Origin of the sequence: Nocardia sp. NPDC060255 (assembly GCF_042727395.1) — a bacterium.
In the GTDB taxonomy this organism is placed as follows: Bacteria; Actinomycetota; Actinomycetes; order Mycobacteriales; family Mycobacteriaceae; genus Nocardia.
In genome coordinates, this window is the sequence record NZ_JBHXAU010000021.1 from 119893 (window position 1) to 143608 (window position 23716).

Here is a 23716-nt window from a genome sequence, read left to right on the forward strand (position 1 = left end):
AGGACCTCACTAATGGCCCAGCCGCTGACCACTACCGCGGCGACGGTGCCGCCGAACCATCGATTCGATATCGGGCCTGCCCGGTACTCGAAGTTGTTCGGCGCCACCACCGTTCCCATCCCGATGTCGGATGGTGTGATCCTCACGGCCGATATCCTGCGGCCCGGCGACGGGGCGGGGCCCGCGCGCGAGCCGCTGCCCGCGATCATCAATTTCACGCCGTACAACAAGATGATCAACCGGCAGGGCATGCGCTGGCACAACACATTACGTGCGCTGGCCGGGCGGGTCGGCTCCTCGGATCGGCGGCGGTTCACCGCGCGCGACGTGCTGCACACGCCCGCCGGCGGGATCCTGGAACCGTTCGTGATAAACCGTACCGCGGTGCGCCGCGGGTACGTCGGGCTGATGATCGATGTGCGCGGTACCGGAACCTCCACCGGGAGTTGGGATTTCTTCCAGCCGCGGGAGCAGCAGGACTATCTGGAGGCCGTCGCGTGGGTGCGCGAACAGCCTTGGTGCAATGGCGATTTCGCGGTGACCGGGGTGTCCTACGGTGCCATCTCCGCGCTGATCACCGCCGGTCTGCGGCCGGAGGGCCTGCGCGCGGTGTTCGCCATCGAGGCGGGCGAGGATCCGGTGCGCGAACTCGGCCTGACCGGTGGCGTGCCGACACCAGGGATGCTGCTGTGGATCCTGGCCGTCACCGGCTTCAAATGGCTGCCCTCGGTGCCCGGTCTGCTGCGCGCCGGGATCACCAGGCAGTTCCTGCGTGATCGGATCGCCGACCCGGCGGGCTGGGTGCGGCATGCGATCGATATCGGGCTCACCGAGCAGCATCCCGACAGCTTCCTCAACCCGATGTGGGCGAGCAAACTGGCCCGCTTCGAGGACATCATCGCGCCGACCTGGATCCACGGCGGCTGGCACGACGTCTACAACCGCTCCAACTTTCGCATGTTCGACCGAATCCCGTTGTCCGGCGGGGCGAAACAGGTCCTGGTCGATGACTCCTACCACCTCACCGTCGGCTCGGGTCTCGGTGCCGCGGACAGTCCGCAGGCGATCGATGAGCTGCAATGTGCCTGGTTCGATCGGTGGGTCAAGGGTGTCGACAACGGCATCGATCGATACGGTCCCATCACCGTTCGCAGGCAGGGCGACGGACAGTGGTTGCGGCACAACGAGTTCCCGGATCCGGCCGCGACCCTGCAGCGGCTCTACCTGAACTCCGAAATCACCGGCGCCGCACCGCATGCCGGTACCGACGCCGGGCTGTCCGCCGAGCCGGCCGAGATCGAATCCCGACTACCGCTGCCCACCGGGCGAATCCGCATGGCGTCCAACAACACCGGGGTGATGAGCATGGGCGTGACCCTGCTCTTCGGGAGCCGATTCGGCACCGACGACCGGCACGCCGAGGCCGGGGCGGTCACCTTCACCACCGAACCTTTCGCGGAAGACACGGTCCTGTCCGGTCCGATGAACCTGCACCTGAACGTGGAAGCCGAAGGGACAGAAGCGTTCTGGTCGGTGACCATCTGCGATGTCGAGCCCGGCGGAGCCTCCGTGCCGATCACCCGCGGCGCGTTGCTCGCCACCCTGCGGGCGATCGATACGGCGGGCAGCGAGTACGTCGGCGGCGAACTGCTGTTTCCGCTGCACACTCTCACCGCCGACTCCGTGCTGCCGGTGATCCCCGGTGAGCCGTTCGTCATCGACATCGAGATCAACCCCACCGAAGCTGTTCTGCGCACCGGCCACCGATTGCGAATCGCAGTGAGCCGCACCAGCTTCCCGCGTCACCTGATCCCGCCGTGGAAGCAGCGCGCGATCACCGGTCAGACCATCGTGCTCGACCCCGACCAGCCGAGCTACCTCACCTTGCGGACGGGGCGTGCCTAGCAGCTCGGGTTTCCGTATTGCGCGGCGCTCAGAATCAGCAGATAGCCGGACGCCATGATCAAGATCCCGGCGCTGAGCACTGCCGTGGGGAGCCAGCCGATCCTCCGGAGGTTGAGCCACAAGTAGATGAGCGCGAGCGTGCCGAGCACGAGCATGACGATCGCGCCGGTGGTTTGGATCGTGTCGATCAGGGCGTAGTCGCGGTCGCGTTGTGCACGGGAGCCGTGGGCTCCTATGTCGCAGAAGTCGCCGTTCGCGGGGGTGATGAAGTAGCCGGCCAGAAAGATGCTGGGGCCGAGCAGGATCGAGCCCAGAATGTAGAGCAGCGCTGCGGGGAGCGGGCGGATCTTGATCATGACGGCTCACCATAGTTCGCGGTCGCGGGGGCTCCGTGGGGGTTGTGTGGAGATGCTGTGTGGCGGTCCAGGGCAACCCCTTTCGGCTGTGGCGTTTGGCACCGGCCGCCGGGATTGTCCTTTTCAGGTATCTCACTATGATCTACTACAAGAAGTCGTAGACGTGAGGGGAAGTCATGGGCAAGCTGCGGGGCAAAGTCGCCCTGGTCACCGGATCCAGTCGAGGCATCGGACGCGGCATCGCCTGCCGCCTCGCGCAGGAGGGGGCGTTGGTCGCGGTGCACTACTCCAGCAACGAGCAGGCGGGCAAGGAGACCGTCCGGCAGATCGAGGCGGCGGGCGGTCAAGCATTCCTGGTGTGCGCCGAACTCGGTGCGCCAGAGGCGGTTTCGGCACTGTTCGCGCAACTGGAGCCGGAACTGCTCACCCGCACCGGCACCGCGAACCTGGACATCCTGGTCAACAACGCGGCGCACGCGGGGTTCGCCGGCGCCATGCCCGAGGACGTCACACCGGAAATGTTCGACCGGCACATCGCGGTGAACGCGAAGGCGCCGTACTACCTGACCCTGCGCGCGCTGGCAACGATGCCCGCCGGTGGCCGCATCATCAACATCTCCTCCGGCATGACCAGAACGTCGCTGCCCTCGCAGATCTGCTACGCGATGAGCAAGGGCGCGATGGAGCAGATCACGCTGCAACTGGCGCTGCACGTCGCGCCCCGGGGGATCACTATCAACACGGTCGCGCCGGGCGTCACCAACAATGGCGATCCGGTCTTCGACGACCCGGCCACCGTCGCGCAAATGTCGGAGTGGTCCGCTTTCAACCGCGTGGGTGAGGTTTCCGACATCGCCGATGTCGTCGCCTTCGTCGCGTCAGACGACTCTCGCTGGATCACCGGTTCCTATATCGATGCCAGCGGCGGAACGCTGCTCTGACCTACCAGTTCTGCGCGCCGAGCGACGCGTGCTCGGGCCAGCCGTACAGCCCGAAATGCTGCTTGCGCCGGAACATGTCGAGGCCGGCGCGGGTGCTGAGGATCGTCTCCTCCGGGATATCGTCGAAGTCGAACCAGCGCAGGTCCGAACAGCGGTCCGGCTCGAGGTTCCGCGGTTCGCCGGACCAGGTATCCGTGTGAAAGATGAACACGATCAGCGCCTGCCCCGGCGGCGACTGTATGTGCATCGACGCGACCATCCGCACGTCATCCCGCTCGACCCGCACCCCGATCTCTTCCTCGGCCTCCCGAATGACCGCGGTGAGCACATCCTCCCCGTCATCCAGCCTGCCCCCGGGCGCATTCCACTCCCCGTCCCCGAAACTGGTGTTCCGCCGCCGCGCCAGCAACACCCGTTCGCCCCGGCTCATCAACAGCTGCACACCGACCACACTGCGGAACGTCACCTGGTCTCCTGATCAGATTCGGACAAACGGCCGTTGCAGAAGGCCAGGACTGCTATTGGCTCGATCGTAGCCATCAAAGACCGGTACGTCGTCCCGGCAAACCCAATCGGGCTTGTTGGTCGACTGATCATGAGGAAATGATGCTGGCATCGAGCGAGAGGCCAACAGCACCAGTTCCCCATGATCACCTGTCCAATAGTGCGCACCCGTCAACGTCGGCGAGGCGACGTTGCGGACACGTTGGCGGCGGGCGCACGATTAGCCATGCAGGAATTCCTCGTCGAGATCACCACCACGATCCCGGACGGCACCGACCCAGCCGACGTCGATGCCCGCCGTGCCGCCGAAGCGGTACGCGCCAAAGAACTAGCCGCCACCGGCAACCTGGGCCGCCTCTGGCGCCCAGTAGGCGAACTCCGCAGCATCGGCCTCTGGCGCGCCACCGACGAAGCCGCCCTCCGCACCACCGTCCTAGACACCCTCCCCTTACGAGCCTGGATGACCTTCACCATCACCCCCTTACAACCCCACCCCAACGACCCGGGCCAGTAAGCCCCGCGTGCAGCGAATCGAGCTAGTCACCACGTCCCCCCGTCACGGCCCCGCAGGTTCGGCAGATCGGTAGCACACAGGAGGGCGGCCCAGTAGTCATCGCGCAGCGCATCCCAAAGATCGCTGTGCTCAGGGAGGGTTTCCCGAGCGTCAGCTAGATCGGGGGACGCGTCGAACACGATCGTTCCAGGTTGCACGGACGGAAGTGATGTCTTCGAGGGCAGGCGATACGCGGTGAACGTTTCGGTAGTGAGTTCCACGCGCGCGATACGCGCAGAACGTTCGGTCAACCGCCATATCGCGACTTTGTGGCCGTCTTGGGTTCGGGTGGTCCGGAACGCGGTCATCGACGGTCACCTCTCAGTTGGATTCGACTTGGCGCCAACAACAGTCGCACTCAGCACCGGTACTGCACACCTGTGTGACGGGTCGACAATCGCCCGATGCGTGGGTCGAGCTGACCTGCCGTTTCCACGGAAAGTCTGGTATTGCCCATCGTGATGGGTAAGGTCGGTGACCTCGTATCTTTACTGCGCGAAGGGCCGTATGCAGTGGGAGCCTCATCGAGTTCGGCGCACGGGAATCCACGGACGAACCATCCTTTGAGCCCACAAGCGCGTGGCCGGGAGATGGCCGCCGTGGGCAGAAAGCTGTGGACCGAGCTGGGTTCGGTGACACGTGCCGCGACAGAGTTGATGGCGAGGTATCCGGATGTGCCGAGTTTGCAGGCGCATAGATACGCCGCGGGCCTGTCGCAAGACAATGCTGCGGAGCGTTATAACGAGGTCACTGGAAACCAGACAAGCCTCGGCGGTACGTCGATCAATGCGTGGGAAGCCTGGGCGCGTGGGCGTGGTCAGGGCTCACCGCCGTCGTTGTCGAGTTTGCTGATTTTGTGTGTTGCCTACGGTCGCGGTCCGCTCGGCGTGGCCGAGGAACGGGTGTCGCCAACCGAGTTGATCGCCGAAGCCTACGAACGTCTTCCGATCGAGGATCAGTTGTCCCTCAAGCAGTTCACAGCGGACGGTGCGGCGCGCCTCAATGACCGAGGCGTACAGTCTCGGGTTCAGCGTGGGCATGTCCCGAACTCGGCTAGTTGGCCAAGCCAAGTGGGCGATGAGTTCGTCCTCGCGGTGCCGACCGTCGAGTACGGCAACTCCGATATCTGCGTGTTCTCCTTGCCGAGCTCGCAGCCAGGTCGGCTGCTCGATTTGACCTGGGAGACATTCGGATTCGGCGTGGAGCGTCTGTCGTCGCAAATCAAGAACGTGGGTAGACGCCTGGATGTGGATGTGTGCTTCGGGGTGAACGAGGCAGGTCTCGTGATGGCGACATTTCTTGCCTCGGCGCGTTTCTCCCGCTGCAAGATCGGCTACCTGCGGTGCAACAAGATCCGTGATGGCATCGATCTGGACGAGGCATCGTACTTTCCCGACGCCAAAGACGCGCCCACCATCGTCATCTGCGACTTCGAGGTCAAGCACGCCGACGTGATCGGCTGTCTTGCCCGTCGGGTGCGTGCGAAATACCCCAAAGCCGAGCTGTATTTCGCCGTATTCGGTGCCATGACGAAGGGGCGTGATTTGAAGGTGGAAAGCTTCGATGATCTGACAGGTGCAAAGATCATGCGGGCTGCCGACTTCGAGGCCATATTCATTGCCGCCACCATGAGTCCGCCTGGTATCGAGCCCCCGTTGGAGTTGCGATGAACCTACCCAAAGGTGCTTGCCCTATGAGTAGCTCGAGTCAGATACCGCTCCGTGCTCGAGGTATCGCTGATCTGGTGCGTCGGATGATGGACGAAATCCGGCCGCGGCTGATCGAGGCGGCGCTGACAGGCAGGCGCGCGGAACACGATAATCCCAGGCATGGCGATAATTTTCTTTCGGACTTCGATCTGTGGATGCATCAACGCTACAAAGAGTTGCTCGTCGAGCACATCCCGTCGTTCGTCTATGCCTCAGAGGAGGCGGATCCGGAAGTCGTTGGGGGCGAGGTCGATCCGGATCTCTGTGTGCTCGTCGATCCGCTCGATACGAGTGAGATGGCGGTGCGAGGGTTGTACGGTTATACCCACGTCCTGGTCTATTCCCGCGAGCTGGCGCGGCCTGTTTTTGCCGTGGTCGGCGACATCTTCCATCATGTCCAGATCTACCTGGCCGCCCTCGGTGACGATGGCACTGATCGAGCATTCATGCTGACTGTGGGCGGGGGCGAACACATCCTTGAAAAGCCTTCGTCTGCATCGCTTTCGGAAGCGCTGGTCACGAACTATCTGATGCGGCCAGAGCAGCGGTTCCAACCCCTGGCTCTGCAGCAGGAGCTGATGCGGGCGCTGAGCGCACCGTCCCGCGATGGAAAGTCAAGGGGGCGCATCGGTGTCGACTTCGGGTCGATCGGACTCTGTCACGTAGCAGCCGGATTCTCGGACGCCATGGTCGAATTCGCGAAAGGTTTCGCGATCTGGGACTTGTCGCCAGGACGCTACGTTCTGCACGCCGCAGGCGGGACTGTGGTCGACCTGCACGGGACCTCGATTCCACTGGACTGCCGTCTGGGCTCGATGTCCGACATCAAGCGCGCCATGAGCAAGCGTCAAAAGTTCATTGCCGCCGGAAACCCTGAGCTCGCCGATGAGATACGAGCATCGCTGCGTCTGTGAGTTGTGCGGCCACGCAGAATCCGGCGCTGGCCCGATCCGGCCGCCCATCCGCTGATCCCGAAGAGTGGTCATTTTGCTTCGGGCGCGCTGGAACGTGTTCTAGTTTGGAGGCATGGTCGTACGGACGGGGAGAGTCATGGGGCTGGTTCTGGATCGGGTCGAGGAGTACTCGGAGGAGATTCGGGAGGCGGGGGTGGAGGGGGACAAGTTGATGCGGTTATCCGATACTTCGGCTGGGCGGCTGCGGGAGGCGGGAGCTATTCGGATGTTGCAGCCGAAGCAGTATGGGGGGCTCGAGGTGCATCCGCGGGAGTTTGCGGAGACCACGATGGGGATCGGGGGGATGGATGGGGCTGCGGGGTGGGTTACTGGGATTGTTGGCGTACATCCTTGGGAGTTGGCGTTTTTCGATACCAAGGCGCAGGACGAGGTGTGGGGAAGCGATCCGGATACTTGGATGGCGTCGCCTTATGCGCCGATGGGGGTGGCGACGCCGGTGGATGGTGGGTATCTGCTCAGTGGGCGGTGGTCGTTCTCGACCGGTACGGATCATTGTCAGTGGGTGATGATCGGGGCGGCTCTTGGCGACGAGCGGGGCAAGCGGGTGATGCCGCCACAGACGATGCATGTGTTGTTGCCGCGCAGCGATTATGAGATCGATCAGGAGAGTTGGGATGTTGTCGGTCTGCGAGGGACCGGGAGCAAGGATTTGATCGTCAAGGATGCGTTCGTTCCGGCGTATCGCACGATAGACGCGGCGAAGGTGTTCGATGGCACTGCAGCGAAGGAGGCGGGGCGTACCGAGACGCTCTACAACTTTCCGTTCTCGTGCATCTTCCCGCTCGGCATCACCTCGTCACTGATCGGAATTGCCGAGGGCGCGTTGGCGTGTCACATCGCGGCACAGAAATCGCGGGTGGCGATCACCGGTATCCCGATCAAAGAAGATCCGTATGTGCTGTACGCGATCGGTGATGCGGCCGCCGAGATCGCGGCGTCGCGGGCCGCGATCCTCGAAACGGTGGACCGGTTCTGGGACCTGGTCGACCAGGGCAAGGAAGTCACCTTCGAGATGCGCGCGATCGGTCGCCGCACCCAAACCGCCGCCGCATGGCGGGTAGTCCGCGCCGTCGACGAAATCTTCGCCCGCTCGGGCGGCGGTGCGCTGCAAATGAAGACACCGCTGCAACGCTTCTGGCGCGACGCACACGCGGGCCTGTCCCACGCCATCCACGTACCGGGCTCGATCTTCCATTCGTCAGCTCTGACTCAACTCGGCGGTGAGCCCCAGGGAATCCATCGCTCGATGATCTGATCTCTCACCGGCGATTTCGCGGTGTTTGTCTACGGCTTCGACAACAAGGTGTCCAGCGCGGAGACGGTGGCCGCATTGCTCACGTGGTGGATCGTGGTGATTCCCACGGACTCGGCTCCTGCGACTGCTATCTCTGAGTCGTCTATGAACACCGTCTCGCAGGGGTCGACGTCTAGGCGCGCGCAGGCCAGGAGGTAGATCCGGGGATCGGGTTTGGCCATGCCGACCTCGTGGGAGTACACGATGTCGTCGACCAAATGCTCGAAACCGTAGGCGGCTCTTTCGCGTTCGCGGGCGCCGACGAAACTGTTGCTCAACAGTCCGGTGCGGTATCGCGGGCGCAATGCGCGGAGGTATTCGATCAGTTCGGTGTTCGCGACGCCGAGATACTGTTCCCACATGTCGGCGATCACGGCGTCGGCGACCGACTGATCGATGGCCAGACCTACCCGGATCGCCTCGTGTATCTCCGATTCGGTGACCGTGCCGAGTTCGCCCGCTTTCCAGATATCGATCAGGGCCGGATCGATCTCGTCGGCCGATAGCCCGAGTCGCCCCAGCCAATCGCCGAGAAACGTCATCTCCGAGGTGATTTCGAGAACCCCGCCGATGTCGAACAGGACCGCGCGTACCCCCATACCGCACCAGTGTAGGGACAACCTATCCGCTAATTGGTCGACCTCGTTGCCAGATCAGGTAAGGCCAGCAGGTTTCGGTGGCGCGATGACCGATTCGGCCGTCAACGGGCACTCGGTTGCCTCGAGTGCAATCATGATCGCCATGACACCTTCGGTCTACCTCATCTCCGGCATTCAGGCGGCCGGAAAGTCGACGGTGGCGCAGGCGCTGGCCGAGCGGTTGCCGCGGTCGGCGCATGTGCGGGGCGATACGTTTCGGCGGTTCGTGGTCGGCGGGCGCGAGGAGATGCGTCAGGAGCCGTCGCAGGAGGCGCTGCGGCAGCTGTGTCTGCGGCATCGGCTGGCCGCCAAGGCTGCTGATGCTTATGCGGCGGAGGGGTTTACGGCGATCGTGCAGGACACGGTGCTGGGGGAGTTGATGCAGTACACCATTGATCAGATCGAGACGCGGCCACTGTTCGTGGTGGTGCTGGCGCCGCGGCCGGAAGTTGTTGCCGCGCGGGAGGCGGGGCGGGGGAAGTCCGCCTACGGGGCGTTCAGTGTCGCGGAGTTGGATGCGGCGCTGTGGCAGAGCACGCCGCGGGTCGGATTGTGGCTGGACACTTCGTATCTCACGGTTCAGCAGACCGTCGACGAGATATTGGCCCGCGCGCAGCCGGTGACATAGGGCCGCTATGGCATGTCCTGCGGCGCGCTCAGCGGGGTGAGCGGCTTGGTGGCGGGACCTTCCAGGAGCGTCCCGTCGGGCGCGAAGCGGGAACCGTGCAGCGGACAGTCCCAGGAGCGTTCGGCATCGTTCCAGCGGACGATGCCGTAGAGATGCGGGCAGACGGCGGACAGTTCGGTGGTGGTGCCGTCGACCGTGCAGGTGGCGGTGGGCCGTACTCCGCGCCGTTCGACAGTGCCGCAGCCCTCCGCAGGTACCTGGTCGGAGGTGTGGGTCGCCATGCGTAGCCACCCGGCCGTGAGTTGCTGGGCCACAGCACTGTTCGAGAGGGTGGCGGACGGCAGCGCCTTGAGTTCGTCCGGCCGCCAACTGGCCAACGCCCCACTCCAGCTCGGTGGCTTACCGGTGATGCGTCCGGCGAGCGCCAGTGCCGCGGCAACACCGTTGGTGAGGCCCCATTTCGCGTATCCGGTGCCGACCAGAATGTTGTCCTGCCCTGGCAGCAACGGGCCGACATAGGGCAGTTCGCCGACCGGAGTGTAGTCCTGAGCCGACCACTCCTGCATGGGTTCCGCTGTGGGGAACCAGGTTTGCGTCCAGCGCAGCAACTCGTCGACCTGCCGGCGCTCCGACCTGGTGCGCCCGACGACGTGACCGTTCCCGCCGACCAGCAGCACGTCGCCGTCGGGTGTCGGCGCGTAACGCAGTGAGCGAGTGGGTTGTCCTGCACTGAGGTACATTTCGTGCGGAATCGGCTCGTCCACGTGGAAGGCCGCGAGATAAGAGCGCTGAGCCGTGAGCCGGGCGAAGAACCCACCACGATCGAGAATCGGTGTACCGGTGGCCAGCACAACTGTTCCCGCACCGAGATCCCCATGCTCGGTCTCCACGGTGAGATCCCCGTTCAACCCACCGCGCACTCCGCGCACCATGGTCGACTCATAGACCGGCGCCCCATGCGATTCGACCTCGGCGGCGAGCGCGGCCAGCACCGCCATCGGATCGACCTGAGCCTGATCATCCAGCCGCACTGCACCGTACGACGGGAACGGCACCGCCAATTTCGCCACCATCTCGGTGGCCAGTCCCGCCTCCCGCGTCGCCTCGAATTCCGCTCGCACCTTGCCGATTTCGGCCTCCGACTGCGCGTAGGTGAGCGCGGCGACCTGCTGCACCCCCACTCCGTGCTCCTCGCAGAACCGCAACAACCATTGCTGCCCTGCACGATTCGCCGCGACATAGTCGCGCAGTGTGCCCGCGGTATGCCGCCGGCGAATCTGCTGGGCCCGAGTTCCTTGGAGCAGACTGATCTTTCCGGTGGTGGCACCGGTGGTACCCGCACCGACCCGTCGCCCTTCGACCACCGCCACCTCGACGCCACTCTCGGCCAGCAACAGCGCGGTCACCAATCCGGTGAGACCGCCGCCGATCACGACAGTGTCGAAGCGCGATCCTGGCGTCAATCGCAGCCGTGCCGGAACCTCTGCGTCGTTCAACCATAGTGGCGTCATAACCACGGCATAGCCGGTGTGCCGATCGGCAAACCCACCGGTTGCCGCAGGAAAATCGGTATCTGAACCGCAGAAGTTTCCGAGCGGAAGAACGTTTCCTTGCCTAAGATCATCCCATGAATGTGCGCGCAAGGGAGTATGGGCTGCAATTCCCTGGAGCCACCGGAGATTTGAACGCGATTACCGACGTTCCTGGTGTCGAGGTCGGCTACACCACCCTCATCCGGGGCGAGGACGTGCGCACCGGCGTCACGGCGATCCTGCCGCGCGGCCGCGAACGGGTGTTCACTCCCTGTGCGGCAGGCTGGTATTCGCTCAACGGCAACGGCGAGATGACCGGAACCACCTGGCTCACCGAGACGGGTTCGCTGGCACTGCCGATCCTGATCACCAACACGCACGCGGTCGGCACCTGCCATCGCGGCATCATCGACTGGCTGATCGGCGCGTTTCCCGAATTGCCCGACGACTGGTCACTTCCGGTGGTCGCCGAAACCTGGGACGGCTATCTCAACGACATCAACGGCACCCATGTCACCTCCGCCGACGCGGTGGCCGCGATCGACGCCGCGGCGGGCGGCGCGATCGCCGAGGGCAGCGTCGGCGGCGGCACCGGCATGAACTGTTACGGCTTCAAGGGCGGCAGCGGAACCGCTTCGCGCCGAGTCGGTTACGGCAAGGACACCTACACGGTCGGCGCCTTCGTGCAGGCGAATTTCGGCTCCCGGAAAGAACTTACGATCCGCGGCGTCCCCGTCGGGCCACTGCTGGCCGAGGACGATCCGCTGGGGGAGTGGACCGCACCGTCGGGCTCCGGCTCGGTCATCGTCGTCATCGCGACCGACGCCCCGCTGCTGCCCGGCCAACTGACCGCGCTGACCCGCCGGGTGCCACTCGGCTTGGCCCGCACCGGAACCAGCGGCTCCCACTTCTCCGGCGACATCTTCCTCGCCTTCTCGACCGCCAACGAGGGCGCACTCACCAGCACCTTCCCGAACGCCGAAACCCCGTACGAGCAACTGACATTCATCCCGTGGGGCCAGCTCAACCCGTTCTACGACGCGGTCGTGCAGGTCGTCGAGGAAGCCGTGGTCAACGTGCTGTTCGCCGGTGAGACGATGATCGGCCGCGGCGGTCATCGCTCACCGGCGCTGCCGGTGGATCAGGTGCTGCGGTTGCTCACAACGAGCTGACGGTGCCCGTCATCAATTCCGCCTCGGTGGCCTCGTGCACGGCGAGCCAGCGCGCGAACTCCTCGAACGACTCCCTGCGGTCCGGTCCCGCCGTCGACTGCAGGTCGTCGAGTAATTCACGCATCCGGTTGTGTTGCAGAGCAAGGAGTTCCACGACGTTTCGGTGGTGACGCGCTGTCATGTGTTCGCCTCGTTCTGAACGGAATGTGTTCGGTTACTTCGGGACCAGGATGCCGGTCAGGTCGGCCTTGTTGATCGGGGTGTCCGGGTTGGCCTGTGCCACGCACATCAGTTTGATAGATGCGATGGCCGCATCGATAGTTTGGCCGTCAGGGGCCGACGAGTCATTGTTGCGTTCCTGCTCCAGGAATTTGGTGACGGTGATCCGCTGCTTGTCGGCATCCTGCGCGGTGAACTCGCTGCACGGCGTGCTGCCGCCCTTGTTGACGAGCTTCTTCGGCTCGTCACCGCAGCCGCCGACGAAGAACGCCGCGATGAGCACGAACACGAAGAACTTGGTGGTCTTGATCATGGTCAGCCTCCGAATCCGACAAGGGCACTGGCAAGGTCATCGGTGTCGAGCGCCCCGAGCGCCTGCTGGCGCACATCGGGACAGTGTTGCGTGGTGATCTGGTCGACGACGCCACGGTCCTTCAGCACAGCGCCGTTGAGTCCGCCGTTGCGGGCCGCCCAGTCGTGCACGGTGCCGTTGAAGGAGACTCGGCCGACCGCCGCGCCGTCGGTGCGCCACTTGTCGATGTCCGGGCGCATCATGTCGCACAACTGTTTTGCCGCTGCGGCGGAGATCTGGGCGTCGGGGTCGGGCACCTCGGGCGAGGCCGACGGCATCGAGAAGACGATGGTGCTGTTCGTCGCGGTGGCCGGGGTCGCTGGGCCCAAGTTATTGTCCGAACACGCGGCGACCAGCGGTGCCGACGCGAGCACACCGGCGATCAGCAGCGCGCGCAGCACCGGCCGATGGTGCGATCGGCTCATCTCAATGACCTGCCTGATCGGTGAGGTTCAAGCCCTCACGGTTCTTCAGGCGACGATGTTCGAGCACGACCAGGAGAATGCCCAAGCCGATGCACACCACGGTCGCGATGGAGCCGATGATGACCCAGCCGCCGAAGCCGTATCCGGCCGCCGTGAGCGTCAGCCCAAGGCCGACCAGGCCGATCGCCACCAGAATGATGCCGGGCCAATTGCGGGCGTCCTCGATGGATTCCCCGACGTGGGCACGCGAGGTCCTGGTGTAGTCCGGGAAGTTGTCGTCGGGGCGGCCGTGGTGTTCGGCGCCGCTGTGTCCCGTGGTCGTCTCGTCCGGTCCGGGGAGCATAGGGATCCTTTCTGGTCCTACCCACCGAAGAGGGGGCATTCGACCGCATACCCGGCCAGCCGAAGATCAATCGGTGGCGCGCAGCACCTGCTCGGTCGCGGAGACGATCGCGATGTCCGGGATGGCGTCGAGGCCGTACCGCCCGCACGGCGCGGTCTGATCGCCGAGCACGATGGTCGGCACGCCGTAGGGCGCCCAGCGCCGGGCGGGCACGACCGGTGCGAACAGCGAAACGACGGGGGTTGCCACCGCGGCGGCCAACGGGGCGGCGCCGGTATTCGGGGCGACCACCGCGTCGGCATCACGCAGCACGGCGGCGAAGCAGGCCAGATCGGTGACCCCGCCGAGATCGCGGGCATGCCCGTCGGCGACGGTGTCGGTGAGCGCCCGCTCGGCCGCGCTGCCGGTCACCACCACGCGATGGCCCGCCTCGGCCAGCGCCGCGGCCACCTGCCTGCTGCGCGGCGCCGACATCCGCCGGGCCGGCTCGGTGGCACCGGGATGCAGCACGACATAGCCTGGGCCACCGGTCAATTCGGCGACCTCGGGCAGATCGTCGCGCACCCGCAGCCGGTGACCGCCCGGCGGATAGCCCGCCGCGACGGCCAGCGACAACGCTCGAATCTGTTCCGGCATATCGTCGTTCACGCGGTGACGGACGTCGAGCAGCGAGCCGGCCTCGTCGGTGGTGATCGCACTGATCCGCGGCACACCCGCCATCCGGAGCAGGAGCGCGAGCGGCAACGGGGACTGATGCGCCGAGGTGCTGATGAGCGCCTCGTCCGGCGCCAGCATGCGCACGCATTCGATCAGCGCGCGCACGCCCGCATCGGTCAGCGGCGGCGGATCGGCTGCCAGCCAGGCGGCCTCGAATTGCAGCACCCGGTCCACGCCGGGGAGCAGCGCGGCGGCCGAACTGCCTCGCGGGCCGGCGAGAAAGGTGACCGAGTCCGCTCTGCGTGCGACAGCGCGCACGGCAGGCCCGGCGAGGAGCACATCACCTGCGCTGTCCAGTCGCGCCACCAGCACGTGCCCGGTCATCGGGTAGACAACGCTCGGTGCGCGGCGGTCCGGTATCGCTTCGTTTCAGTCGTCGGCGCATCCATACGACACGTGTGCCCGGGCCGGCAAATCCGAAACGCCCGCTCTCCATCGATGGCCGATCAGGTGGCGGCGGGCACCAATTCGTAAACCCGGTAGGCGGCGTGGATGACCGGCTGGGCGACATTGCGCACCGGGACACCGCCCGGTGTCTTCCCGTGTTCGCTGCCCGCGTGGGCGTGGCCGTGCAGTGCGAGATCGGCGCCGAATTCGTCGATCGCCTTGCCGAGCAGGTGGGAGCCGAGGAACGGGTACAACTCCGGCGGCTCGCCGATCAGGGTGTCGGTGACGGGGGAGTAGTGGGTGAGGGCGAGGGTGACATCGGTGGAAAGCTCCGCCAGTGCCGACCCGAGCGAGGCCGCGAGATCCGCTGTGTGCCCGGCGAATTCGCGCATCAACCGCTCGCCGAAGATGCCCGCGCACTTGCCTTCGTAGCCGCCGCCGAAGCCTTTGGTTCCGGCGATGCCGAGCGTCCGGCCGTCGATGTCGAGCGTGACCGCGGTGCCCTCCAGGACGGTGATGCCGTGGTCGCACAGCATGGCCGCGATATCGGCTTCGGCGTCGCTGTGGTGATCGTGGTTGCCGAGCACCGCGACCACGGGAAGGCCGAGGTCGGTGAATTCGGCGGCCACCACCCGTGCCTCGTCCAGGGTGCCATGGTGGGTCAGGTCGCCGGCCAGTAGCAGTGCATCGGCCCGCCCCGGCAGTTCGAGCAGTTCGGGCCGGAGCAGGCCGGCCGAGTCGGTGCCGAAATGGACATCGCCGATCGCCGCGATCCGCATGAGGCTCAACTCTCTCCGTTGTCGATGGACTGGACGCCTACGTCGGGGCGCGCACTGCGGTGGTACCCGGCGGATACCTGGTTAATCGCGGGGTGACCGGGTACACGTTTTCGTGCGCGACGGCCAGTAATGGAAGGGCGAGTGGGAGATGACCGAGGACGACTCGTCGAGGCGATCGAGCGGGCATGAACCGCTCGGGCCCGGCAGTGACGACACCTGGAACCGGGACGTGCGCGGTGAGACCGAAACCGAACGGCTGGACCGCAATTGGGGCACCCTCATCCAGGAACTGCGGGTCGTGCAGACCGGGGTGCAGTTCCTCATCTCGGCACTGTTGATCGTGCCGTTCCAGGCGTCGTTCGGGACGCTGTCGCACCCGCTGCGGGTGCTCTATCTGATCACCCTGTGCGCCGCGATCGGGGCGACCGTGTTTCTGGTCGCGCCGGTGTCCTGGCATCGAATCCTGTTCCGGCGGCATCGTCTCGGCAACGTGGTCGCCGCGGCCCACCGGTGTGCGATGGCCGGTGTCGGCCTGCTCGGCATCGCGTTGACCGGGGCCATGGTGCTGGTGGTGAGCATGGTCGCCGGAACGGCCGGTGGCGTAGTCGCCGGGGTGACCATCGCGGTGCTGTTCCTGGTGGCGTGGCTGTTCGCGCCGCTGTATTGGCGTGGACCGAGCGAGCCCGGCGACCGGTGACGGTCAGCGGGCCGAAACGACGTCCCCGGCGTGCGCGGGCGCGGCCCGGTGATAAGCGGTGAGCGTTTCGAGGGCGACCTGATCCCAGGCGTAGCGGCTCGCGGCGCGCTGATATCCGGCCGCACCCCAGGTATCGCGCAGGGTCTTGTCTTCGAGCAGCTGGCGGACCGCCCTGGCTACCGTGAGCGGATCCGGCGGTGCGACGAGCCTGCCGGTGACGCCGTCGACGATGGTGTCGAGCAGGCCGCCGACCGCAGTGGCCACCACCGGCTTCCGGCACGCCATCGCCTCCAGGGGCACCATGCCGAACGGCTCGTACCACGGGGTGCAGAGCACCACATCGGCCGAGCGATACCAGCGCGGCAACTCAGACCGGTGGACGTGGCCGAGCATCCGAAGCCGTTCCTGCACACCGTATTCCATCGCCAGCCTGCGCAGCCGCCTGCCCTCGCTGTCGTCCTCGATATCGTCACCGACCGGGCCGCCCGCGATCACCAGTTCGGTATCGGGCAACTCCTGCAGCGCCTTGATCGCAACGTCGAATCCCTTGCGCGGCACCAGTCTTCCGACCGCGAGCACGCGGTGCATGCGGTGTCGCTGGTTGCGTTCGGCGGCCGGGCCTTCCGGCGTGAACGTGGACAGGTCGACCCCGCTCGGCACGATCGAGATACGGAACCGGGGAACGCCCATCCTGGTCAGCTCCATCAGCTCGTCCGAGCTGGTCGCCACGATATGCGCTGCGCGCCCGGCGATCAGCCGTTCGAAGCGGATGCGCGAGCGCGGGCTGGTGTCGGCCAGGCCCTGATGGCGGCGCCGCACGGTGCCGAGCGCGTGGAAGGTGACCACCACCGGAATCCCGTGTGCGCGTGCGGCCAATTCCGCTGCGAGGCCGGACATCCAGAAGTGCGCGTGCACGATGTCGGGGGTGTCGAGACCCCACTGGCGCTGCAGGAAAGTGCCGAAATCGCCTAGGTGCGGCAGACTTTGGTCGCGCGGCAGCGGTTCGGCCGGCCCCGCGGTCACGTGCACCACGCGGTAGCCCGCGTCTGTGACGATCTCGGCGGGCAGCTTCGGATCGTCACGACGGGTGTACACGGTGACGTCGTGTCCGCGCCGCACATAGGCGGCGGCCAATTCCGCGACATGGACGTGCTGGCCGGTCGCGGTGGTCGCGCCGGGCCCGGTAAGCGGGCTGGCGTGTTCGGAAACCATGGCAATCTTCACGATGTGCTCCGTTCTCACCACGGGTGACAGGCACACTGCGACGCTGCGTGGTGCCCGCGACCAGGCATCGCGTGACATGTGTTGAATTCGGATACGTCCCAGTTATGCCCGTGCGCACGAGAACGAAACCCCGGACGCCGCTTCGTGATACGAGAGGGGGTCTCAGATCATCGACACGATGATGCCGACCGCGACCGCGGTGCAGGCGACCACGAACAGCATCGTCGCGATCATCGCGCCGACGCCGGTGCCGGGAAACTGGTGACCGGGCGAAACGCCACCGCCCGGCGCCAAGTCCGGGGTGGTCAGCGGGGCGGGGTCCATGGTCGTGATCGGATCGGGCTGCATTGATAAGGCGTACCCGATCACCGGATCGGCAATCCGCCGCGGTTCGGCCGCCCGCATTGTGGGTAGCCGACCAGCACGAGGACGCCTGCGCGCCCAACTGCACAGCGCCGGTGACCTGCGGGTCACCCGTGACGCTGTGACATCAGTGGCGGTCCGTGCAACACTGTAGGGAGGTTGAGACTACAGCCGACCCCGGTTCGACGCAGGGCGCACCACACCCGCCGAAACCGGTCGATAGGAACGTAGCAGCAACCGATTCGTACAGTTGCGACAGTTGTTCGCTCCCTTCTTTTCCCATCGGCCGAACCTGTCGCGTAGAACTGGTATTCCCCCCTTATACGGGAGGTTCAGTTATGTCCGCTAGTTCCGCTGTCTTCGAGCACGCCGAAGGCGTGCACCGGAACGGCTCGGGGCCGCGCGCCGGCCACTCCTGGGCGCAAGGCGTAGACCGTCGCCAGCAATGCGTGGTGGTCCGCGTCGAAGGCGAATTGGATGCGGCCGCTAGTCCGCAATTCTTTGCCACGATCGAACGGGCGGTCCGCTCGAACTGTCACGCCGTGGTGATCGATCTGCGAGCGGCGAAATTCCTCAGTCTCCGGACCGCCGACGGGCTCGGCTCGGTCAAACGACGCGCCGCGGGCGACGGCACCGATGTGCGTATCGTGGCCGGTCGGCAGGCGATCGAGCGGTCGCTCGAGGTCTCCGGCGTGCGGCAGCTGTTCAACCACTATCCGTCGATGCAAGCGGCATTGGACGCGTAGGGAGCACCTGATTCACCTGTGCCGCCGATTTCGGCGTGGCGAGCGTTGATCTGGCTGCGTGCCGCTGGTCAACGACGGATACTTGCGCTGTGAATGAAATGGGGCCGGTCCAGCCCGAGGATTCCCTCGCGCTGGACCGGGTGATCGGATTAGGGACACCGCAGAGTGTCGGTAGTTTTCGTTTCTGGTTCGCCGATCAGCGTTGGGAATGGTCGGACGAGGTCGCCACGATGCACGGCTATTCACCGGGCACCGTCGCACCGACTACCGATCTGCTGCTGACCCACAAGCACCCCGACGATCGCGCCCAGGTGGCCAACGCGTTGGCCAAGTCCATCGACGAGGGCGAGCCGTTCTCCAGCAGGCACCGGATCATCGACACCGAGGGCGGCATCCATCACGTCATCGTCGTCGCCGACCACCTGTTCGACCACGAGGGCCAGGTCGCGGGCACGGCCGGTTACTACATCGACGTGACCGACACCCTCGAACACCACCGGCAGGAAGCCCTGGACGACGCGCTCCCCGAACTGTGGGCCTCCCGCGCGGTGATCGAGCAGGCCAAGGGCGCGGTGATGCTGGTCTACGGCGTCAGCTCGGAACAGGCGTTCCGGGTACTCAGTTGGCGCTCGCAGGAGACCAACATCAAGCTGCGCACGCTCGCCTCGCGCCTTGTCGCCGACCTCGGCTCGCTGACCAGCTCGACCGTCGGATTACGCACCCAATTCGACCATCTGCTGCTGACCGCGCACCAGCGGATCGACGTGGGCTGATCTCGCGCGCACGTTTCGGGTGTACCGCGGCGGGTACGACGGTAGGGATGAGGAGCGCCGCGACCTTGGAGTTCTGGCCTGTCGCGGTGTCGGGCAGCGGGCAGCCCGGAAGAACTCGGCGAGACGAGTATCCGACGTCTCCGGGCTGGCTGCGAGAGCAAGGTGGTGATGGGCATGGGGGAATGGACTTCCCGATCCTCAACGGAAACAACAACAATCGGCGTCCGGATCCCCGCGCAGCTGGAACAGTTGACGATGTTGCGCGCGCTCGCCGAGACGGTCGCCCTCATCGCCGATTTCGCGCTCGATGAGGTCACCGACATTCGCCTCGCGCTGGACGAGGTGGCCACCTCGCTGATCCTGGACGCGGTGCCCGGCTCCGGCCTCGATTGCGAATTCACCTATGACAGCAGGCAAATGTTCGTCCATGTCGCCTCCGTGGCCACCTCGGAATCGGTGGTGGGACAGGCCGGATTCGGCTGGCATATCGTGCGCACGCTGACCCATTCGATCGCCGCGGCGCAGGCCCCGTTCGACGGCGTCCTTTCCGGGTATCCGACTGTCGTCGACTTCAGTTGGATACGAGGGGCTTCGGATGGCGGGTGAATCGAGATCACGCGGCGACAGCTACGACAATATCGAGCCACTCTTCGAGAAGATCGCCGCGCTGCCCGAGGACGACCCGCGGCGCGAGCCGATGCGCGAGGAGCTGATCGGGCGCTGTCTGCCGCTCGCCGAGCACATCGCGCGTAAATTCGCCGGGCGCGGTGAGAATTTCGACGATCTGCTGCAGGTCGCCCGGCTCGGTCTGGTGCAGGCCACGGACCGGTTCGACGTCACCCGCGGCTCGTCGTTTCTGGCGTTCGCGGTGCCGACCATCATGGGCGAGGTGCGCAGGCACTTCCGGGACAACACCTGGTCGGTGCGAGTACCGCGGCGCACCAAGGAGATTCAGCTCAGCATCGGCGTGACGGTGGAGGCGCTGTCGCAGCGGCTCGGCCGGATGCCGCGCGCCCGCGAGATCGCCGCGGAATTGGACGTCGATCTGGTCGAGGTCACCCAGGCGCTGATCGCGGGCAATGCCTACCAGTCCTCGTCCATCGACGCGGTGGCCGGCGACGACATCGAGAACGCGCCGCTGCCGCTGCTGGAAAGCCTTGGGGCAGAGGAGCCCTCCTACCATCTGGTGGAGGACTTCCTCGCCGTTCGTCCACTGATCGAAGAGCTGCCCGAGCGGGAGCGTCAGGTGCTGATCATGCGGTTCTTCGAGAACAAGACGCAGACCCAGATCGCAGACGTGCTGGGTGTCTCCCAGATGCACGTCTCGCGGATTCTGTCGAGAACCCTGAATCAGCTGCGCGAGCAGGCATTACGGGATTGATTGCCCGAATAGCCGGAAACCACAAGGGCTGAATCAGCTGAATCACAGGGGATTTGGCGGGGCGGGTTGGGCAGGCGGGAACGGTCCGCCCGGTTCCGGGACGGGTGGCAGCGGGCTCGGCCCACCGGGGTTCGGCGGGGCCGGTGCCGGATCGGGTCCGGGAACCGGGGATATCGGGTCGGGCGGCGCGGGCGCCGGGTCGGGCCCGGGTACCGGCGGGACCGGATCGGGGCTGGGATACGGCGGTGGGATCGGGCTCGGTTCGGGAGAGATCGGACTGGTCATGTGTATTCCTCCTCGGGTGGGTAGTTACCCACCCGAGGACACCTGAATCGGCCGCATTCGCCACTCGATTGCGGGTGACTCGCCTCACAGACGCACTGCCGGTCAGCGTTTTTCGGCACCCGCATGCCCACAATCGACGGTCGAGTGACCAACAGCCGGTTTGCACGAAGTTCACGTCGGGTACGTGAAAGACAGCCGGACATACGATGCCGATGGCTCAGGAGCTCGTTTATGAACGATCACCGACTAGGCACCCGGAATCCGTACGCCGGATCGGGGAGCGCGAGGTCGCCGAAATACCAGCAGGAAATGCAGTCACCAGAGTGGATGGTTCGCACCCGCGCCACGAATGTGGAGCGCACGCGCGTCACCCAGAATCACGACATCATCCGGCAGTGGGCGGAGCGGCGTGGTGCGCGCCCCGCGACCATGCCGGGCAGTGAAGACGAAGGGCGACTCCGGGTGCTGCGCTTCGATTTTCCGGGCTACGGGGGTGCGGTGCTGCGGCCGGTGGATTGGGACGCGTGGTTCGCCACCTTCGATGAGCGGCACCTGCATTTCCGCTATCAGGATCGGCGCGCGGACGGGACGCCCAGCAATTTCAATCGACTGGAACGCCCGACTCGCGAAGATCGCTGAGGTCGCGATACACCCTCGCGGCAATGCGCATGAACAGCACGTAGCTGCAATGTGTCAGGAGTCACGTAACGGTTGCGTAACGGTGTGAGTGGGTACAGGGTGGAGGTGACGAGCCTGACTCTTGATCGAGCGTCCAGTTGACGTTTACCAAACGGTTGGTCCGGGTAATTGGAAGCTCGGCAACAAGGTGGCTCGAACAGCGGAATGTCGCGTCGGTATGGGGATGCGAAGTTCCGTACCGGCGATGTGTTCTGCGCGTCTGCGAAGGATAGGTATTTGAGCGCGAACCTCATGATCGTGGAGGACGACGACCGGGTCCGTGGTGCGCTGCGGCTCGCCATGGAGGACGAAGGCTATGACGTCGAGGAGGCGGAAGAGGCCGAGGACGCGCTCACCCATCTGCGCAGCAACGGTGTTCCCGATGTGATGATCGTCGATCTCATGCTCGGCGGCATGGATGGTTTCGATTGCATCCGCGAGATCCGCCGCGAGCACGACGTGCCGATCATTGTGGTGAGTGCCCGCGACGATACCCACGACGTGGTGGCCGCGCTGGAAGCCGGCGCCGACGACTTCGTGACGAAGCCGTTCGAGATCAAGGAGATCACCGCGCGGATGCGGGCGGTGCGCCGCCGCGCCCGGCCGACCGTCGAGCGTGACGCGCCGCAGGAGATGGTGCTCGACGCTCACCCGGACACCCCGCTGGTGCTCGCGCAGGACGGCGGCGTGGTCCGGCGCGGCGACGAGGAGATCCGGCTGACGCTCACCGAGTTCCGGCTGCTGTGTGAGCTGGCCGAGGCGCCGGGCCGGGTGCTCAGCCGCACCGTGTTGCTCGAACGTGTGTGGGACCAAGGGTTTTTCGGTGACGAGCGGATCGTCGACGTGCACATGCGCAGGCTGCGCACCAAGATCGAGAGGGATCCGTCCGATCCACGCATCGTGGTCACCGTGCGCGGGCTCGGCTATCGCCTCGATGTCCAGCGCTGAGCGCTGGTTCGATCCGAAACGCTGGAGTCTGCGCGGCCGGGTGTCCGCCATGTTCGCGGCGATCGCCGCGCTCATGTCGCTGGTGCTCGTCGTGTCGGTGTTCACCATCAGCCGCAGCTACCTGGAACACGCGCAGGCCGGCGGCACCGGCCTGCAGTCGAATCTGAACCTGCTGCGCAATGTGCTGATCGGCTGCGCCGTGGTGGTGACGCTGATCGGTGCCGGGGTCGGCTGGTGGGCGAGCAGGCGCGTGCTGAAGCCGCTGCATCAGCTGGCCGGCGCCGCGGCCGAGATCGCCTCGGGTGACCTGGATTTGCGCCTGTCCGCCACCGAAGACCAGGATCTGGCGACCACGGTGCAGTCGTTCAACAGCATGGTCGACTCGCTGCAGCGCCGGATCGAGCGGGAGCATCGGCTGTTCGGGGACGTCAGTCACGAATTGCGTACGCCGCTAACCACTTTGATGGCCAGTGTCGATGTGCTCAATCGGCATAGCGCGGATCTGCCCGAACGTTCGCAGCGGGCGCTCGGTCTGGTCACCGTCGAGGTGGACCATCTGCGGCGGTTGCTCGACGATCTGCTGGCCTTGGCGCGGGTCGAGGCGGGCATGCATCGCGGCGATATGGAACCGCTGTCGGTGCGCGATCTGCTGACCCACACCCTCGCCGAGCGGCGGTATGCGCCGGAACTGCTGAGCATCGCCGACGACGTAGTGGTGCGCGGCCGCAAGCTCGAGCTGGAGCGCGCGGTGGGCAACCTGCTGCGCAACGCCGATCTGCACGGCGGTGGCGTCGTGGCGGTGACCGCGGACCGCCGGGGCGGCGATGCGGTGATCGTGGTGGACGACGCCGGGCCCGGCGTGCCCGCGCTGGACCGGGTTCGTATCTTCGAACGTTTCGCGACAGCACGCAGCGGACGGCGTTCCGCGACGGGCACCGGCATCGGCCTCGCGCTGGTCTCCGAGACCGTCGCCAAGCACGGTGGCCAGGTCGAATGCGCCGATCGCCCGGGTGGCGGCGCGCGGTTCGTCGTCACCTTGCCCGGACTCGAGGCAATCGAGTCGTAACACAACCGTAATGAAGTCGACCAGGTCACCTCAAAGTTGGTTCGTAAGCCTGGATAAGTACTAGCGACGAGGGAGTTGTATGCCACTGCCAACGTTGAACACCGCGGAGATCGAACGAATCCGCGTC

Annotated in this window: 30 protein-coding genes; 16 read left to right on the forward strand and 14 right to left on the reverse strand. The window is 65.6% G+C overall.

What is annotated here, in order from left to right; genetic code table 11:
* The first annotated feature begins 12 nt into the window (after positions 1-12).
* Positions 13-1905, forward strand: coding sequence for a CocE/NonD family hydrolase (locus ACFWF1_RS31670; protein ID WP_379283478.1), 1893 nt, complete (start codon positions 13-15; stop codon positions 1903-1905).
* Here the strand turns inward: ACFWF1_RS31670 and ACFWF1_RS31675 are convergent.
* A complete protein-coding gene (locus ACFWF1_RS31675) occupies positions 1902-2261 on the reverse strand; it encodes a hypothetical protein (RefSeq protein ID WP_379283479.1) in 360 nt (119 codons plus the stop codon). The genes ACFWF1_RS31670 and ACFWF1_RS31675 overlap by 4 nt on opposite strands.
* 176 nt (positions 2262-2437) lie before the next feature.
* Here ACFWF1_RS31675 and ACFWF1_RS31680 point away from each other — a divergent pair, with 176 nt between their 5' ends.
* Positions 2438-3202: an SDR family NAD(P)-dependent oxidoreductase gene (locus ACFWF1_RS31680; RefSeq protein ID WP_379283480.1), complete on the forward strand. Its 765-nt coding sequence runs from the start codon at positions 2438-2440 to the stop codon at positions 3200-3202.
* A 1-nt stretch (position 3203) separates the two neighbouring features.
* Here the strand turns inward: ACFWF1_RS31680 and ACFWF1_RS31685 are convergent, their stop codons facing one another.
* On the reverse strand, positions 3204-3668 hold the full coding sequence (locus tag ACFWF1_RS31685; protein ID WP_379283481.1) for an NUDIX domain-containing protein: 465 nt from the start codon (positions 3666-3668) through the stop codon (positions 3204-3206).
* Between the two features lie 264 nt (positions 3669-3932).
* Between ACFWF1_RS31685 and ACFWF1_RS31690 the strand changes: the two genes are divergently transcribed.
* The gene (locus ACFWF1_RS31690) at positions 3933-4220 is read left to right on the forward strand and encodes a muconolactone Delta-isomerase family protein (protein ID WP_379283482.1); all 288 of its coding nucleotides are present in this window, start codon (positions 3933-3935) and stop codon (positions 4218-4220) included.
* Between the two features lie 26 nt (positions 4221-4246).
* Here ACFWF1_RS31690 and ACFWF1_RS31695 read toward each other — a convergent pair whose 3' ends face one another.
* Positions 4247-4567 (reverse strand): hypothetical protein, encoded by a 321-nt coding sequence (locus tag ACFWF1_RS31695; protein ID WP_379283483.1) that lies wholly within the window; start codon positions 4565-4567, stop codon positions 4247-4249.
* Between the two features lie 291 nt (positions 4568-4858).
* Between ACFWF1_RS31695 and ACFWF1_RS31700 the strand changes: the two genes are divergently transcribed.
* The 3 genes from ACFWF1_RS31700 (at position 4859) to ACFWF1_RS31710 (ending at position 8197) form a co-directional block, all read left to right on the forward strand.
* Positions 4859-5929 (forward strand): hypothetical protein, encoded by a 1071-nt coding sequence (locus tag ACFWF1_RS31700; RefSeq protein WP_379283484.1) that lies wholly within the window; start codon positions 4859-4861, stop codon positions 5927-5929.
* A gap of 83 nt (positions 5930-6012) precedes the next feature.
* Positions 6013-6882 carry an inositol monophosphatase family protein gene (locus ACFWF1_RS31705; protein ID WP_379283485.1) on the forward strand — a complete coding sequence of 290 codons (870 nt, stop codon included), beginning with the start codon at positions 6013-6015 and terminating at the stop codon, positions 6880-6882.
* Between the two features lie 136 nt (positions 6883-7018).
* The gene (locus tag ACFWF1_RS31710; protein WP_379283486.1) at positions 7019-8197 is read left to right on the forward strand and encodes a hydroxylase; all 1179 of its coding nucleotides are present in this window, start codon (positions 7019-7021) and stop codon (positions 8195-8197) included.
* 29 nt (positions 8198-8226) lie between these two features.
* Here the strand turns inward: ACFWF1_RS31710 and ACFWF1_RS31715 are convergent, their stop codons facing one another.
* Positions 8227-8835, reverse strand: a complete 609-nt coding sequence (locus tag ACFWF1_RS31715; protein ID WP_379283487.1) for an HAD family hydrolase — start codon at positions 8833-8835, stop codon at positions 8227-8229.
* A 142-nt stretch (positions 8836-8977) separates the two neighbouring features.
* Here ACFWF1_RS31715 and ACFWF1_RS31720 point away from each other — a divergent pair, with 142 nt between their 5' ends.
* A complete protein-coding gene (locus tag ACFWF1_RS31720) occupies positions 8978-9502 on the forward strand; it encodes an AAA family ATPase (protein WP_379283489.1) in 525 nt (174 codons plus the stop codon).
* Between the two features lie 5 nt (positions 9503-9507).
* On the opposite strand, the gene ACFWF1_RS31725 is transcribed toward ACFWF1_RS31720, so the two are convergent.
* Positions 9508-11013 carry an FAD-dependent oxidoreductase gene (locus ACFWF1_RS31725; RefSeq protein WP_379283490.1) on the reverse strand — a complete coding sequence of 502 codons (1506 nt, stop codon included), beginning with the start codon at positions 11011-11013 and terminating at the stop codon, positions 9508-9510.
* 116 nt (positions 11014-11129) lie between these two features.
* On the opposite strand from ACFWF1_RS31725, the gene ACFWF1_RS31730 reads away from it, so the two are divergent.
* Positions 11130-12206: a P1 family peptidase gene (locus tag ACFWF1_RS31730; protein ID WP_379283491.1), complete on the forward strand. Its 1077-nt coding sequence runs from the start codon at positions 11130-11132 to the stop codon at positions 12204-12206.
* Here ACFWF1_RS31730 and ACFWF1_RS31735 read toward each other — a convergent pair.
* From ACFWF1_RS31735 to ACFWF1_RS31760, 6 genes are all read right to left on the reverse strand, one after another.
* Positions 12193-12360: a hypothetical protein gene (locus ACFWF1_RS31735; RefSeq protein ID WP_379283492.1), complete on the reverse strand. Its 168-nt coding sequence runs from the start codon at positions 12358-12360 to the stop codon at positions 12193-12195. The genes ACFWF1_RS31730 and ACFWF1_RS31735 overlap by 14 nt on opposite strands.
* A 60-nt stretch (positions 12361-12420) precedes the next feature.
* Positions 12421-12738, reverse strand: coding sequence for a hypothetical protein (locus tag ACFWF1_RS31740; RefSeq protein ID WP_379283494.1), 318 nt, complete (start codon positions 12736-12738; stop codon positions 12421-12423).
* A gap of 2 nt (positions 12739-12740) precedes the next feature.
* Entirely contained in the window at positions 12741-13202 is a 462-nt protein-coding gene (locus ACFWF1_RS31745) for a hypothetical protein (RefSeq protein ID WP_379283495.1), read from the reverse strand.
* Position 13203: 1 nt separating this feature from the next.
* On the reverse strand, positions 13204-13545 hold the full coding sequence (locus ACFWF1_RS31750) for a hypothetical protein (RefSeq protein WP_379283496.1): 342 nt from the start codon (positions 13543-13545) through the stop codon (positions 13204-13206).
* A gap of 66 nt (positions 13546-13611) precedes the next feature.
* A complete protein-coding gene (locus ACFWF1_RS31755) occupies positions 13612-14586 on the reverse strand; it encodes a glycosyltransferase family 9 protein (RefSeq protein WP_379283497.1) in 975 nt (324 codons plus the stop codon).
* 122 nt (positions 14587-14708) lie between these two features.
* Complete coding sequence (locus ACFWF1_RS31760) at positions 14709-15428, reverse strand: metallophosphoesterase (protein WP_379283498.1); 720 nt, start codon at positions 15426-15428, stop codon at positions 14709-14711.
* Between the two features lie 148 nt (positions 15429-15576).
* Here ACFWF1_RS31760 and ACFWF1_RS31765 point away from each other — a divergent pair, with 148 nt between their 5' ends.
* Entirely contained in the window at positions 15577-16125 is a 549-nt protein-coding gene (locus ACFWF1_RS31765; protein ID WP_379283499.1) for a DUF6328 family protein, read from the forward strand.
* Between the two features lie 3 nt (positions 16126-16128).
* On the opposite strand, the gene ACFWF1_RS31770 is transcribed toward ACFWF1_RS31765, so the two are convergent.
* Positions 16129-17349 carry a glycosyltransferase gene (locus tag ACFWF1_RS31770; RefSeq protein ID WP_379283500.1) on the reverse strand — a complete coding sequence of 407 codons (1221 nt, stop codon included), beginning with the start codon at positions 17347-17349 and terminating at the stop codon, positions 16129-16131.
* A 162-nt stretch (positions 17350-17511) separates the two neighbouring features.
* Positions 17512-17754, reverse strand: coding sequence for a hypothetical protein (locus ACFWF1_RS31775; protein WP_379283501.1), 243 nt, complete (start codon positions 17752-17754; stop codon positions 17512-17514).
* 296 nt (positions 17755-18050) lie between these two features.
* On the opposite strand from ACFWF1_RS31775, the gene ACFWF1_RS31780 reads away from it, so the two are divergent.
* The 4 genes from ACFWF1_RS31780 (at position 18051) to ACFWF1_RS31795 (ending at position 20612) form a co-directional block, all read left to right on the forward strand.
* Complete coding sequence (locus ACFWF1_RS31780) at positions 18051-18458, forward strand: STAS domain-containing protein (protein WP_379283502.1); 408 nt, start codon at positions 18051-18053, stop codon at positions 18456-18458.
* 98 nt (positions 18459-18556) lie between these two features.
* The gene (locus ACFWF1_RS31785; protein ID WP_379283908.1) at positions 18557-19231 is read left to right on the forward strand and encodes a PAS and ANTAR domain-containing protein; all 675 of its coding nucleotides are present in this window, start codon (positions 18557-18559) and stop codon (positions 19229-19231) included.
* A 174-nt stretch (positions 19232-19405) separates the two neighbouring features.
* A complete protein-coding gene (locus ACFWF1_RS31790) occupies positions 19406-19837 on the forward strand; it encodes an anti-sigma factor (protein WP_379283504.1) in 432 nt (143 codons plus the stop codon).
* Positions 19827-20612 (forward strand): RNA polymerase sigma factor SigF, encoded by a 786-nt coding sequence (locus ACFWF1_RS31795; RefSeq protein ID WP_379283505.1) that lies wholly within the window; start codon positions 19827-19829, stop codon positions 20610-20612. Before ACFWF1_RS31790 ends, ACFWF1_RS31795 begins: the two co-directional genes overlap by 11 nt.
* A 42-nt stretch (positions 20613-20654) precedes the next feature.
* Here the strand turns inward: ACFWF1_RS31795 and ACFWF1_RS31800 are convergent, their stop codons facing one another.
* Positions 20655-20897 (reverse strand): hypothetical protein, encoded by a 243-nt coding sequence (locus ACFWF1_RS31800; protein WP_379283506.1) that lies wholly within the window; start codon positions 20895-20897, stop codon positions 20655-20657.
* Between the two features lie 309 nt (positions 20898-21206).
* Between ACFWF1_RS31800 and ACFWF1_RS31805 the strand changes: the two genes are divergently transcribed.
* The 3 genes from ACFWF1_RS31805 (at position 21207) to ACFWF1_RS31815 (ending at position 23589) form a co-directional block, all read left to right on the forward strand.
* Complete coding sequence (locus tag ACFWF1_RS31805) at positions 21207-21536, forward strand: hypothetical protein (protein ID WP_379283507.1); 330 nt, start codon at positions 21207-21209, stop codon at positions 21534-21536.
* A gap of 276 nt (positions 21537-21812) precedes the next feature.
* Complete coding sequence (locus ACFWF1_RS31810) at positions 21813-22523, forward strand: response regulator transcription factor (RefSeq protein ID WP_379283508.1); 711 nt, start codon at positions 21813-21815, stop codon at positions 22521-22523.
* Entirely contained in the window at positions 22510-23589 is a 1080-nt protein-coding gene (locus ACFWF1_RS31815) for an ATP-binding protein (protein ID WP_379283509.1), read from the forward strand. The genes ACFWF1_RS31810 and ACFWF1_RS31815 overlap by 14 nt, the downstream gene beginning before the upstream one ends.
* Positions 23590-23716 lie beyond the last annotated feature (127 nt).

Bases quoted from the DNA above. Each gene is read 5' to 3' on its own strand.
- ACFWF1_RS31670 (WP_379283478.1), top strand. From the start codon at position 13: ATGGCCCAGCCGCTGACCACTACCGCGGCGACGGTGCCGCCGAACCAT.
- ACFWF1_RS31675 (WP_379283479.1), bottom strand. From the start codon at position 2,261: ATGATCAAGATCCGCCCGCTCCCCGCAGCGCTGCTCTACATTCTGGGC.
- ACFWF1_RS31680 (WP_379283480.1), top strand. From the start codon at position 2,438: ATGGGCAAGCTGCGGGGCAAAGTCGCCCTGGTCACCGGATCCAGTCGA.
- ACFWF1_RS31690 (WP_379283482.1), top strand. From the start codon at position 3,933: ATGCAGGAATTCCTCGTCGAGATCACCACCACGATCCCGGACGGCACC.
- ACFWF1_RS31695 (WP_379283483.1), bottom strand. From the start codon at position 4,567: ATGACCGCGTTCCGGACCACCCGAACCCAAGACGGCCACAAAGTCGCG.
- ACFWF1_RS31705 (WP_379283485.1), top strand. From the start codon at position 6,013: ATGATGGACGAAATCCGGCCGCGGCTGATCGAGGCGGCGCTGACAGGC.
- ACFWF1_RS31710 (WP_379283486.1), top strand. From the start codon at position 7,019: ATGGGGCTGGTTCTGGATCGGGTCGAGGAGTACTCGGAGGAGATTCGG.
- ACFWF1_RS31715 (WP_379283487.1), bottom strand. From the start codon at position 8,835: ATGGGGGTACGCGCGGTCCTGTTCGACATCGGCGGGGTTCTCGAAATC.
- ACFWF1_RS31720 (WP_379283489.1), top strand. From the start codon at position 8,978: ATGACACCTTCGGTCTACCTCATCTCCGGCATTCAGGCGGCCGGAAAG.
- ACFWF1_RS31725 (WP_379283490.1), bottom strand. From the start codon at position 11,013: ATGACGCCACTATGGTTGAACGACGCAGAGGTTCCGGCACGGCTGCGA.
- ACFWF1_RS31730 (WP_379283491.1), top strand. From the start codon at position 11,130: ATGAATGTGCGCGCAAGGGAGTATGGGCTGCAATTCCCTGGAGCCACC.
- ACFWF1_RS31740 (WP_379283494.1), bottom strand. From the start codon at position 12,738: ATGATCAAGACCACCAAGTTCTTCGTGTTCGTGCTCATCGCGGCGTTC.
- ACFWF1_RS31745 (WP_379283495.1), bottom strand. From the start codon at position 13,202: ATGAGCCGATCGCACCATCGGCCGGTGCTGCGCGCGCTGCTGATCGCC.
- ACFWF1_RS31750 (WP_379283496.1), bottom strand. From the start codon at position 13,545: ATGCTCCCCGGACCGGACGAGACGACCACGGGACACAGCGGCGCCGAA.
- ACFWF1_RS31755 (WP_379283497.1), bottom strand. From the start codon at position 14,586: ATGACCGGGCACGTGCTGGTGGCGCGACTGGACAGCGCAGGTGATGTG.
- ACFWF1_RS31760 (WP_379283498.1), bottom strand. From the start codon at position 15,428: ATGCGGATCGCGGCGATCGGCGATGTCCATTTCGGCACCGACTCGGCC.
- ACFWF1_RS31765 (WP_379283499.1), top strand. From the start codon at position 15,577: ATGACCGAGGACGACTCGTCGAGGCGATCGAGCGGGCATGAACCGCTC.
- ACFWF1_RS31775 (WP_379283501.1), bottom strand. From the start codon at position 17,754: ATGCGGGCGGCCGAACCGCGGCGGATTGCCGATCCGGTGATCGGGTAC.
- ACFWF1_RS31780 (WP_379283502.1), top strand. From the start codon at position 18,051: ATGTCCGCTAGTTCCGCTGTCTTCGAGCACGCCGAAGGCGTGCACCGG.
- ACFWF1_RS31785 (WP_379283908.1), top strand. From the start codon at position 18,557: ATGGGGCCGGTCCAGCCCGAGGATTCCCTCGCGCTGGACCGGGTGATC.
- ACFWF1_RS31790 (WP_379283504.1), top strand. From the start codon at position 19,406: ATGGGGGAATGGACTTCCCGATCCTCAACGGAAACAACAACAATCGGC.
- ACFWF1_RS31795 (WP_379283505.1), top strand. From the start codon at position 19,827: ATGGCGGGTGAATCGAGATCACGCGGCGACAGCTACGACAATATCGAG.
- ACFWF1_RS31800 (WP_379283506.1), bottom strand. From the start codon at position 20,897: ATGACCAGTCCGATCTCTCCCGAACCGAGCCCGATCCCACCGCCGTAT.
- ACFWF1_RS31805 (WP_379283507.1), top strand. From the start codon at position 21,207: ATGCAGTCACCAGAGTGGATGGTTCGCACCCGCGCCACGAATGTGGAG.
- ACFWF1_RS31815 (WP_379283509.1), top strand. From the start codon at position 22,510: ATGTCCAGCGCTGAGCGCTGGTTCGATCCGAAACGCTGGAGTCTGCGC.